The 16,011-nt window shown below is 52.5% G+C and carries 12 protein-coding genes and 1 riboswitch; of the genes, 7 read left to right on the forward strand and 5 right to left on the reverse strand.

Annotated features, from left to right (window positions below; translation table 11 throughout):
- Positions 1 to 48: 48 nt before the first annotated feature.
- Both corA and ACT3T6_RS00545 read right to left on the reverse strand, forming a co-directional pair.
- Positions 49 to 1,017, reverse strand: coding sequence for a magnesium/cobalt transporter CorA (corA, locus tag ACT3T6_RS00540; protein ID WP_193054804.1), 969 nt, complete (start codon positions 1,015 to 1,017; stop codon positions 49 to 51).
- Positions 1,014 to 2,402: a sodium:solute symporter gene (locus tag ACT3T6_RS00545; protein ID WP_193054803.1), complete on the reverse strand. Its 1,389-nt coding sequence runs from the start codon at positions 2,400 to 2,402 to the stop codon at positions 1,014 to 1,016. Before ACT3T6_RS00545 ends, corA begins: the two co-directional genes overlap by 4 nt.
- Positions 2,392 to 2,496: riboswitch (TPP riboswitch) on the reverse strand. It overlaps the preceding gene by 11 nt.
- Positions 2,497 to 2,761: 265 nt before the next feature.
- Between ACT3T6_RS00545 and ACT3T6_RS00550 the strand changes: the two genes are divergently transcribed.
- Entirely contained in the window at positions 2,762 to 3,454 is a 693-nt protein-coding gene (locus ACT3T6_RS00550; protein WP_193054802.1) for a hypothetical protein, read from the forward strand.
- A gap of 62 nt (positions 3,455 to 3,516) precedes the next feature.
- Here the strand turns inward: ACT3T6_RS00550 and ACT3T6_RS00555 are convergent, their stop codons facing one another.
- Positions 3,517 to 5,016, reverse strand: a complete 1,500-nt coding sequence (locus ACT3T6_RS00555) for a CoA-acylating methylmalonate-semialdehyde dehydrogenase (protein ID WP_193054801.1) — start codon at positions 5,014 to 5,016, stop codon at positions 3,517 to 3,519.
- A gap of 228 nt (positions 5,017 to 5,244) precedes the next feature.
- Here ACT3T6_RS00555 and ACT3T6_RS00560 point away from each other — a divergent pair, with 228 nt between their 5' ends.
- Together ACT3T6_RS00560 and ACT3T6_RS00565 are read left to right on the forward strand one after the other, a co-directional pair.
- Positions 5,245 to 5,631, forward strand: a complete 387-nt coding sequence (locus ACT3T6_RS00560; RefSeq protein WP_172117237.1) for a hypothetical protein — start codon at positions 5,245 to 5,247, stop codon at positions 5,629 to 5,631.
- A gap of 111 nt (positions 5,632 to 5,742) precedes the next feature.
- A complete protein-coding gene (locus ACT3T6_RS00565; protein ID WP_193054800.1) occupies positions 5,743 to 7,482 on the forward strand; it encodes a potassium/proton antiporter in 1,740 nt (579 codons plus the stop codon).
- 125 nt (positions 7,483 to 7,607) lie between these two features.
- Here the strand turns inward: ACT3T6_RS00565 and ACT3T6_RS00570 are convergent, their stop codons facing one another.
- Positions 7,608 to 8,315 (reverse strand): DUF3581 family protein, encoded by a 708-nt coding sequence (locus tag ACT3T6_RS00570; RefSeq protein WP_087106339.1) that lies wholly within the window; start codon positions 8,313 to 8,315, stop codon positions 7,608 to 7,610.
- 108 nt (positions 8,316 to 8,423) lie between these two features.
- Between ACT3T6_RS00570 and ACT3T6_RS00575 the strand changes: the two genes are divergently transcribed.
- Positions 8,424 to 11,378: a hypothetical protein gene (locus tag ACT3T6_RS00575; protein WP_193054799.1), complete on the forward strand. Its 2,955-nt coding sequence runs from the start codon at positions 8,424 to 8,426 to the stop codon at positions 11,376 to 11,378.
- Here the strand turns inward: ACT3T6_RS00575 and ACT3T6_RS00580 are convergent.
- The gene (locus tag ACT3T6_RS00580) at positions 11,375 to 12,088 is read right to left on the reverse strand and encodes a trimeric intracellular cation channel family protein (protein ID WP_193054798.1); all 714 of its coding nucleotides are present in this window, start codon (positions 12,086 to 12,088) and stop codon (positions 11,375 to 11,377) included. The genes ACT3T6_RS00575 and ACT3T6_RS00580 overlap by 4 nt on opposite strands.
- Positions 12,089 to 12,248: 160 nt before the next feature.
- On the opposite strand from ACT3T6_RS00580, the gene ACT3T6_RS00585 reads away from it, so the two are divergent.
- The 3 genes from ACT3T6_RS00585 to ACT3T6_RS00595 all read left to right on the forward strand — a co-directional run bounded on the left by ACT3T6_RS00585 (position 12,249) and on the right by ACT3T6_RS00595 (position 15,955).
- Positions 12,249 to 12,743 (forward strand): NfeD family protein, encoded by a 495-nt coding sequence (locus tag ACT3T6_RS00585; RefSeq protein ID WP_193054797.1) that lies wholly within the window; start codon positions 12,249 to 12,251, stop codon positions 12,741 to 12,743.
- Between the two features lie 2 nt (positions 12,744 to 12,745).
- On the forward strand, positions 12,746 to 13,804 hold the full coding sequence (locus ACT3T6_RS00590; protein WP_193054796.1) for an SPFH domain-containing protein: 1,059 nt from the start codon (positions 12,746 to 12,748) through the stop codon (positions 13,802 to 13,804).
- Positions 13,805 to 14,164: 360 nt separating this feature from the next.
- Complete coding sequence (locus ACT3T6_RS00595; RefSeq protein ID WP_193054795.1) at positions 14,165 to 15,955, forward strand: GGDEF domain-containing protein; 1,791 nt, start codon at positions 14,165 to 14,167, stop codon at positions 15,953 to 15,955.
- Positions 15,956 to 16,011: the final 56 nt, after the last annotated feature.

The following is a 16,011-nucleotide window of genomic DNA, read 5'->3' on the forward strand; positions in this document are numbered from 1 at the left end:
ACTAGCCGACCATAGCAAACTCTTGCTACCCCTTAAAAGCCTGCTGAATTAGAACCAGCCCTTTCGCCTGAACACCCAAATCAGCACGCCACCGATTCCTGCCATCATGCCTAAAATGAAGAAGTAGCCATAGCGATAGTGCAGCTCCGGCATGTAGTCAAAGTTCATCCCGTAGATACCCGCAACAAACGTTAACGGAACAAAAATCGCCGTAATGACCGTTAGAACGCGCATTGTAATGTTCAGTTGGTGCGACGAGATTGATATGTAACCGTCTACTAAATCACCGCAAATGTCGTAATACATCTGAGTAAGCGTATAAAGCCGCTCAAAACGTTCGGCAACATCGTTAATGGCATGCAGCGTTTCACTTTCCTCACGCGGGACGTGCTCATAGTCGTAGACAGTTAACTCTTGGGTAATCCCTTTATGATAATTAAACACGCGCCGCATCTTAACCAGCCGGGAGCGGTACATGGTAATTTTGCGCATTAATACATCGTTGCCATTTTCATGTAACTCATCTTCTAAATCGCTTAATTCCGCTTCAAATTCAAGCAGGCTATCGATGTAGTACCCGGCAGAGATATACATCACCTTGAGCGCCACCTGCTCCGGTGATTTCGCTAATAACGTCTTACCCTGCTCCTTAAAGAGCCGCTCAATGCTCATGGCAACGCCTGGATGTAGCGTCACTAGAAAGCACTCACCAATAAAAAAGCAGACCTGCTGAGGAACAAAGTTTAGCTGGGCATCAAAAGATGAAATACCGCGGTAAATAATCAGTGCGTGGTTATCAAACTCTTCTATTTTGGGTGGTACACGCTCCTTATGGGCATCCTGAATAGCCATGGGGTGACACTCAAATTTGCCCAGTAGCCGCTCAGCAGATTCTGCTGATTCCCCCTGCATATCAATCCATATATGACTGCCGGGGGTATTCTGCCATGTGACAAAAAGCTCTTCGTTCCCTTCATGGGTTTCGCCATCAGGGGTAGTCAAAATACTGCGAATCATAACTGTCCTTGGTTCCAGGGGCTTCTTAAATACGCTAATAACACGCTCACCACCGTGGAAGCTAACAACGCACCTAGAAACGGCGCTAGTGTGGGTACACTGTTCGGAAAGCTTGCCGCCATTATCCCTTCGCTTATGCTGGCGTGACTCATCCACCCAGGCAAGATCGCACCCAATAGACCCGCTATGCCGCCACCGATAGCCGCAAGGGGCGTCATGCGCCGCCATAAGCCCAGCAGCACGGGCACCACGGTTGCAGCGCAGACTAAATCAGCGATTAAAAAAAGACGTAAAACAGACACACCCTGAAGTGCGACAACCACGACAGGCACCATAAGCAAAACGGTCATCCAGCGTGTGAGCGCGATAGAAACGCTTGGCTGTTCACTGCGCGACACGATCAGTGAGGCAATACCGCTTTGTAGCGTATCTACGCTGGACGCCACCAATGTAACGGCAAGCACTAGTGCCGTTATAGCTAGCCAGGGTGGCGCGTTATTGAGCAGTGCAAAAAAAGGCATGGGCGGTTCGCCCAGCGGAACACCGTTCATGGCAGCAAGCATACCCAAACCGCCAATCACCATAACGATCATGACCGTGGCGCCCCCTCCTACCCAAGCCCCGCGGGCCAAACTGTGGTCATCACGTGCCGCCCATACCCGCTGCCAGTAGCCCTGGTGAAACAAGTTCGCTGCGGTAACCGCGATGACAAGCGTTAGTGCCACACTAAGCGCATCAGAAGTGGCGATAGAGGGCCATGCCGCACTGCTCGGCATAGCAGGCAAGTGCCAAAGGGTGACACTGGAAACCACCACTAACAGTGCAAGCAGCAACCATGCCTGCCAACGATCAGTGGCCAGGCTTGCGCGCAGCCCACCGCTTACCGTGTAAAGCAACGTAGTGAGCGTTACTCCAATAATCACCCAGCTCGACGGAACATCAGAAAGCAGCGAGGTGATCGCTCCAATAGCGGTTAATTCAGCGGCTAAAAAGCAGGCCATATACACCACGGAAACCAGCGTTACCCAGTGGCGCACTCCGCGCCCATAGCACGCCTCAGCAAACTCAGCGATGCTCCGCCCCTCAGGGAGAGCCCGGCGTATAGACGGACCATAAAAGCCAAGGACGATAAAAGGCAGTGAGGAGCCAAGGGCATAGCCTGCCAAGGCCAATGGGCCAATAAAAGCGCCAATTTCTGGCGGTGCAAACAAAATCCAGGCCCCCATACCAGATGCAACAAAAGAGAGCCCTAGCGTGGTGCTGGTTTGTGAATTACGAGCGGTTACGAAGTCATCCAATGAGCCTTTACGCCCACGGGCTTTAAGGCCTAAAAATGCAAAGCAACAGAGCGCCGCGCCTAGCACGGCTGACGTTAGGTATGGCATGTCGCACTTCCTCCGCCGGTACTAACCGGTTCAGGTTCCAGGGTCTGCGTCATAGCATTCTCAGCCACGTAATGTGGCTCCCCTGGCGACAGTGAATTGAGAGCGTATCCTGATGTAAAGCGAGCTAACCGTCAAAATGAGCAGCTACTCGCGCCGTATCCTAGCCGCTAAATAGCTAACAGGAAAACGGCTTACTTCTGCTATTCATTCGCTACAACGTTGTCTAGACTAACAAAAGCTGCTGTAAACTGAGTCAAAGCATTACAAAATAAAAGTAGCTTACCGCCATTAGTGTTATAAAACATTAGTGTTACAAGCGTCGCACAGGAGAATAAGCGACGCGCTTACAGGAAACCAATATGTCATACACCGAAGCCAAGGAGCATACGCAAGGGCGGCTCAATACTCTGTTTGCTGACCCCTACCGTGCGTTTGAAAACAATACCGATGAGCGCCAGCTTCACGTTCGCGTAATGCTTTATATGCTGCTGGCCCGCCCCATGTCACGAGGAGACATGACGCTACGCGTGATCCATGGCTGGGAGAACGGTAGCTGCGAGCCTGGCGACTTACAGCATGCTGACTACGTTTTAAATACGCTAGATGATGTAAAGCGCGCGGTGAAAGACTTCGACCAGGCCACGAAGCAAAACGCTCCGCTCCCCTCTGAAGACCCTGCCATTTTGGCGATGCCTTTAGCAAATGTGATCGCCGATGCCAAAGCCGAAGGGCAAGAGGTCACCGACGATATACCCAAAACGCCCGAACGCTGGTCTGCGCTTGAAGGCGGCTTGGCACTTTATACGCTTTTTAAAATGTATCACCGGTTGGTGTATGGCGAGGACGATGTCTACCGCTGCTCCCAATGCCAAACGGCCTTAGGCCCGCGTGAAATTCATGAATTTCATCTAGAGGAGAGTGAGTTCGCCCTTTTAGTGCCCCTTGTCGGACAGCCAAAAGAGGCGCCGTCTCTACTCGTATTGCATGAAAGCCAACTTAAGCCGATTGAAAAGCTACTGGAAGAAAGCTTGAGCCTGCTGAATGATTTTTAAGCCTTGAGTACAACAACGTCACTGGCCCCCACAAGAACCAGTGACTGCTTAGTAAGTAAGCGTCAGCTTAATGCAATAGTACTATTGATACCGCTTGAAACGTTTTCAGGCTCAAACCAGCGTGCCGTTACCGTTTTGGTTTGCGTCCAGAAGGCGATCGCCTGTTTTCCATTTGGCCCTAAATCGCCGAGCTTTGAAGCACGTGAGCCAGTGAAGCTGAAATAGGCAACCGGCACCGGGATTGGCACGTTGATACCCACCTGCCCCACGTCTATATCAGTTTCAAAGCGCCGCGCCACCCAGCCAGAATTCGTGAAGATAGACGTGCCGTTGCCGTTAGGATTAGCATTAATAAACGCAATCGCTTCGTCGAGTGTTTCCACGTTGACAACGCAGAGTACCGGCCCAAATATCTCTTCACGGTAAATGGTCATCTCCGCAGTCACATCGGTAAATAACGTCGGTCCCACAAAATTGCCCTTCGGATAACCGTGTACCTGGCAGTTACGCCCATCAATCAATAACGTTGCGCCCTCCTTTTCACCGGTCTCGATAAGACCTAACACACGCTCCTTGGCGGCAGGCGATACCAGCGGCCCTAAATCGGCATCCTGTTGGGTGCCAGGCCCCACTTTCATCTGGCCTGCAGCATCCACAATATCATCAATCCATTGTCGCGCCTCACCGACCAGCACCACGACCGAATTAGCCATACAGCGCTGGCCTGCGGCGCCAAATGCTGAGCCCAGCAGATTGTTGATGGCTTGGCTGCGATTTGCGTCGGGCATAACCACACAGTGGTTCTTCGCCCCCATCATCGCCTGCATACGCTTACCCGCATCTGCCGCCCGCTTGTAAAGCAATGAGCCGACGTGGGTTGAGCCAATAAACGATAGCGCTTTAATCGTTGGGTGATCGACAATCTGGTTGGCAACCTCAGGACCACCGTGCACCACGTTCAACACCCCAGCTGGCACACCGGCTTCATGGGCAAGCTCCACCAAGCGCATGGTCGAGCTGGGATCCTGCTCAGAAGGCTTCAACACAAAGGTGTTGCCTGTCGCGATGGCCAGCGGAAACATGAAACAGGGCAGCATGATCGGGAAGTTAAAGGCCGTAATACCGGCCCCTACGCCTAGCGGCTGATGTAGCGTATAAACATCGACGTCGCTTGCCGCGTTCTCGGCCACCTCTCCTAGCTGGAGCGAGGTAATCGAGCAGGCGTGTTCGACCACCTCCAGACCTCGCCCTACTTCACCTTTGGCATCTGGCAACGTTTTGCCATGCTCTTCGGTGATTAAGGCGGCTAGTTCATCGGTGTTGTCACGAATCAGTGCCTGCAACGCCAGCATAATACGCATGCGCTTTCCAAGCGGTACCTTGCGCCACTCTCTAAACGCATGATGGGCGCTTGCAATCGCATGCTCTACTTCTTCTGCCGTGCAAAAAGGCACCCGGGCAACCACCTTTTGGGTCGCCGGATTAACCACATCACGCCACTCCTGGCTTTGAGACAGGACGGCTTGACCATCAATGATCATGGGAATTTCGCGAACGGCCATTACGCTTGCTCCTGATTATGATTGTGTTTGTAACAGAGGCAGTCTCTATAGCTGCCCCAGGGCCAAGAATAGGGTATATCAGCAAGTTAACGTAAACGTCAACTAACGGTTAGTGACAATCCCGATTAGCGATGACAAGACGCCAAAGACAGTGCAAACGCATGTTTAACCGCTTGACCTCCCCTCCCAATAAGGGATGATAATACGGCGCACCCAGGAGATGTCTCTTTGCCTCAGCAATACATGCCCACCGCTATGACGTCTCTCCGGCTCGGCCAAGTGGGCCTCTGGAGCTTGGCGCTATTGCTGTGGTGCGCCGCTCCTCACGAGGCGATGCCGCGGGCTGCTGAGCCAGTTCATCACTCAGCCCTGGAAGACCACGCCAAGCCGCTGATCGTACTGGCTAACCCACTTAATCGCCTTAGCCTGGACCATGACAAGCGACGCCAAAACCCGGTAGTAATTCAAAATGATACCGGGGTGGCTCTGCCCGCCCATGAAAGATGGCCTGGTATTGCGCCTGCCGTTTATCACTGCGTATTGAATACCCTTGGCTCATCGAACCCAGGCTTACCAGGCGGCCTTCCTCCCTGCAGAGCACCACCCTACGCTTAACAAATAACGACAGTTAACAGAGGTGCATAACGCCTCTTTGCCACGTACATGACACCAGGCATTTATTATTAAAAGGTCTGGCCATATCAAGTTATTTCAGGAATCGTGCGTATGTTTCTGGTGGACCAACTTATTTTACTAGCAGCCATCCTGCTACTGGTCGGCATTATTTCAAGCAAGCTGTCAGCTCGCTTGGGTATGCCGGTACTCGTACTGTTTTTAGGAACCGGTATGCTTGCGGGGGAAGCAGGCATTGGCGGTATCGACTTTAATAATCCTGGTTTGGCACACGCGCTGGGCACGTTGGCACTGGCAATGATTTTGTTCGATGGCGGCTTACAAACGCCCCTCGCCTCAATCCGCCTGGTGTGGAAGCCAGCCTCGCTATTGGCCACGCTCGGCGTTTTGATCACATCAATGATTACCGGGGTCGCTGCTGCTTATATTCTAAAGCTCCCCTTGTTGGATGGTTTATTACTAGGCGCCATCGTCGGCTCCACCGACGCCGCTGCGGTTTTCTCATTACTGCGTAATGCTGGCATCCATATTAATCAACGACTCAAGTCTACGCTTGAAATTGAAAGCGCATCCAACGACCCGATGGCGATTTTCTTAACCATTGGATTACTTGAAGTACTGGTTAACGATATGCCCCTTGGAGTGGGCTTGTTAAAACTCTTTATCCTGCAAATCGGGGTAGGTGGCGCCGTCGGCTTGCTGGTCGGCTGGGCAGCCGTTCAACTTATTAACCGTATTCATCTGGTCACATCGGGCCTTTATCCCGTTCTAGTTGCGGCATGTGGGCTCTTCGCCTTTGGCGTTGCTGCGAACCTTGGAGGCAGTGGCTTCCTGGCGATTTTTATTGCAGGCGTCATGATCGGCAATCGCCCGATTGCCTTTCAGCGCAGCACGTTTTTGTTTCATGACGGATTAGCGTGGATGAGTCAGATCGTCATGTTCGTGGTGCTTGGGCTGCTGATTAATCCTGTTTCCCTACTGGATGTATGGCTGGAAGGCCTGATGATTGCGGCTATATTAACCTTGGTGGCTCGCCCACTCGCCGTCACTCCCATTCTTAAAATGTTCGGTTTTACGAACCGCGAAACCGGGCTGGTTGCCTGGGTAGGTCTGCGTGGATCAGTGCCCATTATTTTAGCTATTTTCCCACTGATTTTCGGCCTGGAAGGCGCTGAACTTATCTTCAACGTGGTGTTCTTCGTGGTATTAATTTCTGCCACTATTCAAGGCACTACGCTGCCCTACCTGGCGCGTAAACTGAAACTTACCGAAGCACCGCCTGTTGTGCCTGCCGCCAGCCTGGAGATTACCTCATTGGAGGACGTTGACGCCGACATTGTGGAATATCGGCTAGGTGACTTTACTCGTGCAGCCAACCGTCGTTTATCGCAACTCGCACTGCCTGACGGCACAGTGGTGGCCATGATCACCCGTGGCAAAGACGTTATCCCACCGCGTGGGTCCACCCAATTACAGCCAGGCGATCACTTGTTTGTCGTGCTGCGTCCACAGGTTCTGCCGTTTGTTGACTGTATTTTTGCGGAGGGAGCCACGGTCGACCACTACCAACTCCCCAATCAAATATTGCATCTGAAAGGCAACACCAACGTCGACGAAGTATTTAACTCCTATGGCATTACGCTAGACCGTGATATGCACTGCACATTAGACGCGCTTCTGCGTGAGCGATTGACGGACGAACCACGCATAGGTGACTCAATAGCGTTGGAAAACGTGACCCTCTCCGTTCAAGGCGTACTTGATGGGCGCATTACCACGGTAGGTTTGACCATCAGTCAGCCAGAACTCACTGTAGAGCAACACCCCGCCTGATACCCATACGTAAAGGCCACCCGCTATTAACGGGTGGCCTTTTGAAATACTTCAACGTGCTGCAAAAATGTCCTGCAAGAATCGTATTTCAACCAGTCCTGCTGGACCAGCACTGCAGAAACAACTCAGGCAGCTTCGTAGGCAGCTTTAAGCCGGTAAAACTCATCAACAATGGCGGCCATTTCAGCGGCGTCATAATGACAAAGGCCACTGACCACCAGCTTTTTAGAGCCGACACCGATTGCAACGCCCTTCGATTCAATGGAAAACTCAAGCAATGCGTCTGCTCGCTTCCCCTGCACATCAAGCGATGAGCGCGTTAAGGCAAGGCCTGGTGTAAACCCATCCAAACGCTCTAATGAAAACCCCATGCTATCGTAGATAACCAAAGGGCGTTTAGGGTTAAACATTACCCCATGCTTTTCCATTAGCGGTTTTAAATAATGCGGGAAATTTTTGCCTGAGAACGCCACATAGCAACGAGCAAATGCTTCAATAGCAGCGCTATCGTGGGTCGTCTCGCCATCACGAACCACCTGTAAATAACATTTTCCACTCTCATCACTTACGTGAAGCTCACCATTTTCTGCTTCACTAAAGAGCAGTGGCGTATCAGCACTTACCATATTGGTGAAGCGAAATTCCATTTGCCGCGACAGCCCGAACTTTACCAGTATTAGCGTAAACAACAGGTCACCAGGCACGCAGAAACGTCGCGCACCCGGATTATGGATCGGGTTGTAATCACCTGCCACGCCTTTAGCGAAACGGCTGGCCTGCTCGGCGGAGACCACTACATACTCTCCGTGTTGCGCGTAAAAATCCTTGAACATGGCGTTTGCTGCCTGCCTAGCGTTGAAATCGAAAACCCATAACTATCCAGCGTCGCGCATAATGCCATAAAACACGCGCCAACAGGAGTCACCTGCCAGGAAGCGAGTATGTCAAACACGAACATTACTAAAAAGCGCTTATCCCGCGTTGTATTGGCTACCTTGATCAGTAGCCTGTTTATCATAACGGTTTGGCTGGTGGGCAGCTACTGGTTGCTGAATAGTCAGTGGTTACCGGAAAGAATTTCTCAGTTTGAAGGTATTGAGGTTCGCTGGAGCCAAGGAACTAGCCGCCACCCTGGACGCTGGGAAGTAGACAACCTTTATCTTGCCCGTGAAGACGATGCGCTACCGATGGCAATTGAGGCCGAGCATGCCACGCTCACACTCTCGTTATGGTCGCTGCTGCGCGGCGAGTTACATATCAAGGTATTAGAGGCCGAAGGAATCCGCCGCTTAACGGTGGGTGATATCGCCCTTGAAGCGCAGGGCACGCTAGAAGTGGCTGATACAACCCTTAGCCGTGAAAACCTGGCCATACCCCATGTGAACTTGGCAATCACAGAAGGCCGCCTGATACGCCCAAGTGACCACGCCACACTGGTTAACGCCATAACCCTTGAAGCCACCGCAACGCTTGATGAGATCACGCCCACGGACCCGGCCACGGGTGCACTTAACCCTGAACTGCTAGCGGCACTTTCCGCAACACTTGATATTAAGGCGCAGGCAGATGCCTGGAATGTATTCATGCCCTACCTGGAGGCCATTCCGTGGCTTTTCCTGGACGGCCGCGGCGCACTGGAGGGCCATATTGAACTTGCCTCAGGCACACTTAAACCAGGTAGCCTGCTTACTTTGAAGGCACCTGAATTACGTTTAACGCTGGATGAGCGAACGCTTTTAGAGCACGATCAACCAACGACTTGGAGAGAGGCAGATGCACCTCCTCCACGTCACACAGCAACCGGTAGAGGAAGCGTCCAGCTACGCGTAGCCGATCACCATATTGATTTTGAGACTCGCCTACAAGATGTCACGCTGGCAGATACACAGCCCTATGCGGTAAATACCGCCTTAAGCCTTAAAAGCGATATGGCCAACCAGCGCTTGGACCAACTAACTCCACCCACGGATGCTGAGCTAGCGCTTGAAGGCACCATTACCCGGCTGGACATGATGGACCGCTACCTCGCCAATACGCTGGAGGGTCAGGGCATTCGCTTATCCGGCAATGGCCGTTTAGAGGCCAGGGTTAGCGTTCGCGACACTCACGCCCATAGCGCCCATTTGCGGGTCGAGGCAGACGCAATCGCGGTCAACGCACTGGATATGACCGCTCAAGGGCAAGGCATACTTAACGCTGAGCTAAAGGACGCCTCGATGGTGGACGCGACACTTGGTTTCTCCCAGGCAACACTCTCCCACGCTGACCAAACACTGCTTAACGACGCGACACTTGACCTGGTAGCACAAAGTCCTATCGAACCCGTATTAGCCCGCAGCCACGCCACCGCGACACTTCACTGGCAGGATGCCCGCATGGCCAGCATTAGCGCCCTGCAACCGTATATTGCCACCTACCTGCCGGACCCGGCTCCGTTTAACCTGGTCAGCGGCCAAGCGCAAAGTAATGGAACGCTCCATATTACCCCTGAACAGCTTAGCGGAGCGCTCACCTTAACCGGCGATTCGCTCACTACCCGCTGGCAACGTGATGAGCAGAGCACCCTGTTCACTAGCGATATGCAGCTTTCACTGCAACTACGCGAGGCCGCTACCGATGGCACAAGCATTGATATCAGTGGTAGCCGTTTACGCTGGCAGGTCGCTGATGACACACAGCCCGAAGAGCGCTTGGAAAGTATCTTAGTGGTTCGCGAAGGCCGCTTTCAGCGGCGTGGCGAGATTCCCAGTGGGCAGTTTCAGCTAGAGGGCAGCGTGCAGCGCTTGAGTTTTCTGAACGCTTTTTTACCCACAGATCACGGCGTTTCGCTGTCTGGCAACGGGCAGCTGTTCGCCCAAGGCTCTTTTAGCGGTAAGCGCCTGCTGGCACCTACTCGGCTGCGTATAGATGCCAACCAACTGGAAGTCGCGTTTTTAGACTACCAGGCCAGCGGGCGCGGCGAGCTAACCGCGCAAATCGACAGCCCCGAACAGGCGCAGCTTTCGCTGGGCATTCCGCGCTTTTCGCTACAGCGTAACGGTGATGACCAACCTCATGTAGAGGGGCGTCACTTTGCCTTAACCGCCCAGACAGACCAGCTTAGCAAAGTATTCATATCGCCAGAGGCGGATTACTTTGTTACCCGAATAGCCTTGCCGATTACCGAAGTGCCGGACTTTACCCGCTATAACCGCTACCTGCCTGAAGACGCAGGGCTTCGCCTACTTGGCGGCCAGGCAAGCCTTGCCAGCGAGTGGTTACTGGAGGGAATGAATGCCCAAGGCAACATGACATTGCGCGCCTTTGGCGCCGATCTCGCCCTTCTCGATCAGCGATTACGTGGCGATATCGAACTCTATTTGAATCTCACTAACGGTGATTTACAGACGCGCCGGTTTACCGCTAACGACTCATTTTTACGTCTGGAAAATGTATTCCGCATCAGTGAACAAGGCGCTCAGGATGCGGGCTGGTGGGTGCAACTCTCAATGAATGACGCACAGCTTGCCTGGGGTGATCCCATTCGCTTAACCACCCAACTGCGGCTGGGTATGCGGGACACCGGCTTGCTCGCCAGGCTGTTTTTAGCCCGCGCCCGAGAAAGCGACTGGCTGGGCAGACTGCTCAACGTGCATAACGTTAATGGCACCGCTGAACTGGCCATTAATGGCGACCGCATCCAACTAAGCAACCTGGTACTTAGCGGCGGACCACTACTGCTGCTTTCAGATGTCACGCTTGAAGAGCAAAACGCCAGCGGCGCACTTTATGCCCGCCTTGGTGCACTTGGCATTGGCGTAGAGCTTATTAACAGCGAGCCCAGACTGCATGTACTGCAACCCCGGCGCTGGTTTGACCGCTGGCGGCAAGCGGTTCGCTACCCTCGTCCTGATTAGCGCTGTTTGCGCTGGCGCCGAATCATCCTGACGCGCTCTTTGGCTTTCGCTGGCGTCGAAAGCGGCACGGTTGAATCCGCCTCTTTTGGCGGCACGGTAACCCAGGCAAACACCGGCAACGCCAGGTGCCAGCGAATCGCGGCTAACCGAAGTCCCAGCGTAACCGTCAAGGCCGTGGCGATACTAACGCTCAGCGACATATTCAAGGTTTTCAGCGCGACATAGACCGTGCCGCCCGCCATGGCAGCGGTAGCATAGATCTCTTCGCGCAGCACCATCGGTACGCGCTGAGCCAGCATGTCGCGGATCATTCCGCCGGCGACACCGGTCATCATGCCCATCAATACCGCCACCACGCCGGAGGTTCCCAGCAACAGCGCCTTATGGGTGCCGATAACCGTAAACAAGGCAAGGCCAAAGGCATCCGCAATAGGCAAAAATCTTCGCGACAAGCGATGAATATAGTGGAAACCCAGCAGCGAAAGGCCCACCGTTGCCAGGATAACCCATAAGTAAGTCGGATCCGTCACCCAAAAAACAGGATGCACGCCCAGCACCAGATCACGCAACGTGCCACCACCAATGCCGGTGACCGCTGCCAACACCAGCATGCCAAACGGATCCATTTTAGACCGGCACGCGAGAATAACGCCTGATAGCGCAAAAACAATCACACCCGCCATGTCCAACCAATACACCACACCTGTCACGCGATTCCCCTTTGTGCGCTATGTTTCTTAAAGCAGTTTCTTAAAGCATGCAGAATATCACTAATGCATTTTTCGTCTATCGCTTACTCAATCCGTTAATTAATCTGACTTAATCCCGTGGCTTAGGGTACGCTGGTGACCGCTTTTAAAAGGAGGCGCTATGGATTGGAATCCTGCTTATACATGGTTAGTGGTGGCGCTACTGCTGGGTTTAGGAGAGTTAACGTCCGGTGCAATGGTGTTGCTGGCACTGTGTATTGCCGCCGCTCTTACCGCTGCGGTCACCGCCCTTGGGCTATCTTTGCCTTGGCAGTTGCTGAGCATGGGGATTTTCTCGGGCCTATTAGTTCCCTTGGGTGTCATGGTGATTCGTCCACGCTTTTCTCCTCGTGGCGTTGCCTACGGCACCACTGGCACAGGGGTCGAAAAAGGCAATCATTACCATACGTTGCGCCGCGATTATGACGATGCGACCGGTATCAAAATTAACGGCGACTTTTACCGCTTGCGCGTTATGGACACAGGTGCCACAGAACTTCCACCCGATACGTCCGTTATCTTTCAGCGCTTTGAAGGCACCACAGCGCTGGTTGCCCTCCCCTCGTCAGCCCCTAACCCTTTGCAAGACGATACCACCCTACGCAAGGAGCCTTAATAATGGATTTACCTATTAGCCCCGGTTTATTAATAAGCCTGATTATTGTCGTTATCGGCATTGTGATTATTTCCAAAGGGCTGGTGATTGTACGTCAGTCGGAAGTAATGGTAGTTGAGCGCCTCGGCTCATTTAATCGTGTGCTCGAAAGTGGCATCAATATCATCGTTCCCTTTATTGAGCAGCCCCGCGCGATCACCATGCTGCGCTATCGCAAAATGGGCGAAGAGTACCAGGCAATTACCACGGATGAGATTCGCATTGACCGCCGTGAAACGGTGATGGATTTCCCCGGCCAGCCGGTCGTGACCACCGATAACGTAACGGTTCGTATCAATGGCGCGCTTTATTATCAAATTATTGATCCTAAGCGCGCGGTTTACGAAGTCGTCAACATGAGTCAGGCCGTCGAGGTTCTGGCGAAAACCACGCTACGCTCGGTGGTCGGCAAAATGGAGCTGGATAAACTATTTGAATCCCGCGCGGAAGTGAACAATGAGATTCAGGCTGCCATGGAAGAGCCTGCATCCAAATGGGGGGTCAAAATATCTCGCGTCGAGGTACAGGACATCGCCATGCCTGAAGAAGTAGAAACGGCCATGCGCCTACAAATGGCTGCCGAGCGTAAACGCCGCGCCACCGTTACCGAAGCCGAAGGTGAAAAATCGGCCGCTATCGCCATGGCTCAGGGCCAGCGTGAATCGTCCATTCTTAACGCCCAAGGCGATAAGGAATCGGCCATTCTGCGCGCCCAGGGCGAGCAGGAGTCCATCAAACTGGTATTGAATGCTATTGGCGACAGCGAGGAAAACAAACGCACCGTGGTGGGTTATTTACTCGGCCAGAGCTATATCAAGGGTTTGCCCAACATGGCGAAAGACGGCGAGCGCGTTTTTGTGCCTTATGAATCTTCTGCTCTGCTGGGTTCCATGGGCATGTTCCGCGAACTGGCAGGCTCACCTGAGGATGCGGTAGGAGAACATCTAAAACACCGCACCGACAATACCAACCCATCCAACAGTTTTCGCAGCGGCGTGGTAGGCGGAAGTATTAGCAGTTAATAACGATTAGCTGATAACACTCATTAAAAAAGACCAGGCCAAGTCGGGTAACAATAAACCCGACTTTTTTCCGTAGCCAACATGACATAAAGTTGCTTTAATTTGCGCAATAACAAAACTTCGATACGCGCCTTTTTATACAGCCCGCAGAATGACCAACTTCATTTCACCACGAGGAAATGAGGTTTATCAGCCGGTTTTTAAGCTAGCAGGGGGCTCCTCCCCCTGCCAAGCCGAGCATCATCAGCCGCTTTCACTATGTATACACTGGCTGGCCGAGCGGGTTTTAGCATCACTTCATTGACTTATCATCAGTGATGATGCGTTTAACAGCCGCATAACAGCGACCAGGACAGAATTTTGTTGCCGCTTGGGGATGGCAAATATAAGGCTATTCTGTGGAGCATTACACTTTGCGTGTGGGTGCTGTATTCGGGTGTTTTACAGGCTGACTCAGCCCCCCAACCTCTGCATAGCTGGGAGTACCACTGGGGAGACCTTCCTGCGGGAACTCAAGGCACTCTTTCCCAGCCGCCCGATACATCACTCACCTGGAACCCTATCAACTTTCCTGCCGACCCACCGGAAAGAAACGGCCAGGAACAGGTATGGTTCCGCGGTGTATTGCCAGACGGTAACTGGAATGACCCCGTACTCTACATCACCAGTATTAACCTGATTGGCCAGATCTATCTGGATGATGCACTGATCTACCAGTACGGCGAATTCGATGCCCAAGGGCGGGGAGATTTTGCAGGCTGGCCGTGGCACATGGTTGAACTGCCTGAGGATTTTTCCGGCAAACCGCTCAACATCCGAGTATTTTCCTATTACACCAATATCGGCCTGTGGGGCGAAGTAAAGGTCATGGAGCGTCTTGAGGTATTGGAAAGTATCATCCATATGTCCGTCCAAGACCTTGCAGTCAGTGCCCTGGTATTTGTTTTAGCGTTTATAGCAACTATATTCGCCGTTATTGGCCCTGAAAGGCGCGGCTTTTCAGCTATTGCTCTGTTTGCCTATGCTTCTGGCCTAATGTTGCTGGCTGAAGCGCCAGCTCGCCAGTTGATCGTTGATAATGCCTTGGCTTGGGATACATTGCGCGCGGGCAGTTACTACACGCTACCCATTGCTCTTGGGCTACTACTAAGCCATTGGTTTAACGGAAAAACAAAGCGCTGGCTGACCAGTATTTGGGCGCTACACTTAGCCTATCTCGCCATAGCGATCAGCCTGGTTCAATTAGGGTTTGTTAGCCTTTCTATCACTTTTCCCGTATTTGATGCATTACTCACCGTCACCCTGCCCACCATGCTAATACTCGCCCTGTTTAGGTTCCGAGAACTAAGTACTGAGCAGCGATTATTAGCACTTTGCTTCACTTTTTTCATACCACTCTTATTGACCGATATGCTGGTAGCCCACGGCTTTATTGCCTGGCGCACCATACCATTAAGCTACGGCACGCTGATCTTTTCACTGGCTAACGCGGCGATCTTTCTTTGGCACTACCGGCATACTCAGCAGCAGATGTCACTTGCGAATGAAACTCTGGAATATCAAGTGGCATCAAGGACCAAGAAGCTTGGCCGCCTCGTCCAGGAGCTAGAAAACCTCTCTTTTAAAGACCCCCTCACTAACCTATATAACCGACGTCATTTTGATAGAGTGTTCGAGCATGAATGCCTCCGCGCGCAGCAAAACGCCAGCCAACTATCGCTACTCATGCTGGATATTGACCACTTTAAGCAGATCAACGATCACTTTGGCCATGATGCAGGCGATAGCGTGCTGGTGGAAATGGCGGAACTGCTAAAGCATCACTTTCGTGGCCTTGATATCGTTTGTCGGTTTGGAGGCGAAGAGTTCGTTGCTCTACTACCTGGGACATCAGTTCATGCTGCCGAGTCTCGTGCTAACGCGCTATTGACACTGGCATCAGAACTCTCTCTAGCATACCAGGGAGCGCCACTAACAAAAGTGACGCTTTCTTGCGGAGTAGCGACTTATCCAGACCATACCCAGGACCCATTCAAACTGCTAAAAATGGCTGATGAGATGCTATATCAAGCTAAAAACGGCGGCCGCAATCGCTGCATTGTGTGGCCTGAAACGCCTAAAACGCGCGATTTTATGCTGGGGCAGTCGTAGCCCAGCATAACCCCCCCTCTCGCTGTCCAGCGATAAGCTGATTGCCAAAAAGCAAT

Source organism: Halomonas sp. 72 (assembly GCF_052379785.1).
GTDB lineage: Bacteria > Pseudomonadota > Gammaproteobacteria > Pseudomonadales > Halomonadaceae > Vreelandella > Vreelandella citrativorans.

What these genes read in the sequence shown, in the direction of transcription:
- corA (WP_193054804.1), bottom strand. Translation starts at nt 1,017, where the DNA reads ATGATTCGCAGTATTTTGACTACCCCTGATGGCGAAACCCATGAAGGG.
- ACT3T6_RS00550 (WP_193054802.1), top strand. Translation starts at nt 2,762, where the DNA reads ATGTCATACACCGAAGCCAAGGAGCATACGCAAGGGCGGCTCAATACT.
- ACT3T6_RS00555 (WP_193054801.1), bottom strand. Translation starts at nt 5,016, where the DNA reads ATGGCCGTTCGCGAAATTCCCATGATCATTGATGGTCAAGCCGTCCTG.
- ACT3T6_RS00575 (WP_193054799.1), top strand. Translation starts at nt 8,424, where the DNA reads ATGTCAAACACGAACATTACTAAAAAGCGCTTATCCCGCGTTGTATTG.
- ACT3T6_RS00585 (WP_193054797.1), top strand. Translation starts at nt 12,249, where the DNA reads ATGGATTGGAATCCTGCTTATACATGGTTAGTGGTGGCGCTACTGCTG.
- ACT3T6_RS00590 (WP_193054796.1), top strand. Translation starts at nt 12,746, where the DNA reads ATGGATTTACCTATTAGCCCCGGTTTATTAATAAGCCTGATTATTGTC.
- ACT3T6_RS00565 (WP_193054800.1), top strand. Translation starts at nt 5,743, where the DNA reads ATGTTTCTGGTGGACCAACTTATTTTACTAGCAGCCATCCTGCTACTG.
- ACT3T6_RS00570 (WP_087106339.1), bottom strand. Translation starts at nt 8,315, where the DNA reads ATGTTCAAGGATTTTTACGCGCAACACGGAGAGTATGTAGTGGTCTCC.
- ACT3T6_RS00545 (WP_193054803.1), bottom strand. Translation starts at nt 2,402, where the DNA reads ATGCCATACCTAACGTCAGCCGTGCTAGGCGCGGCGCTCTGTTGCTTT.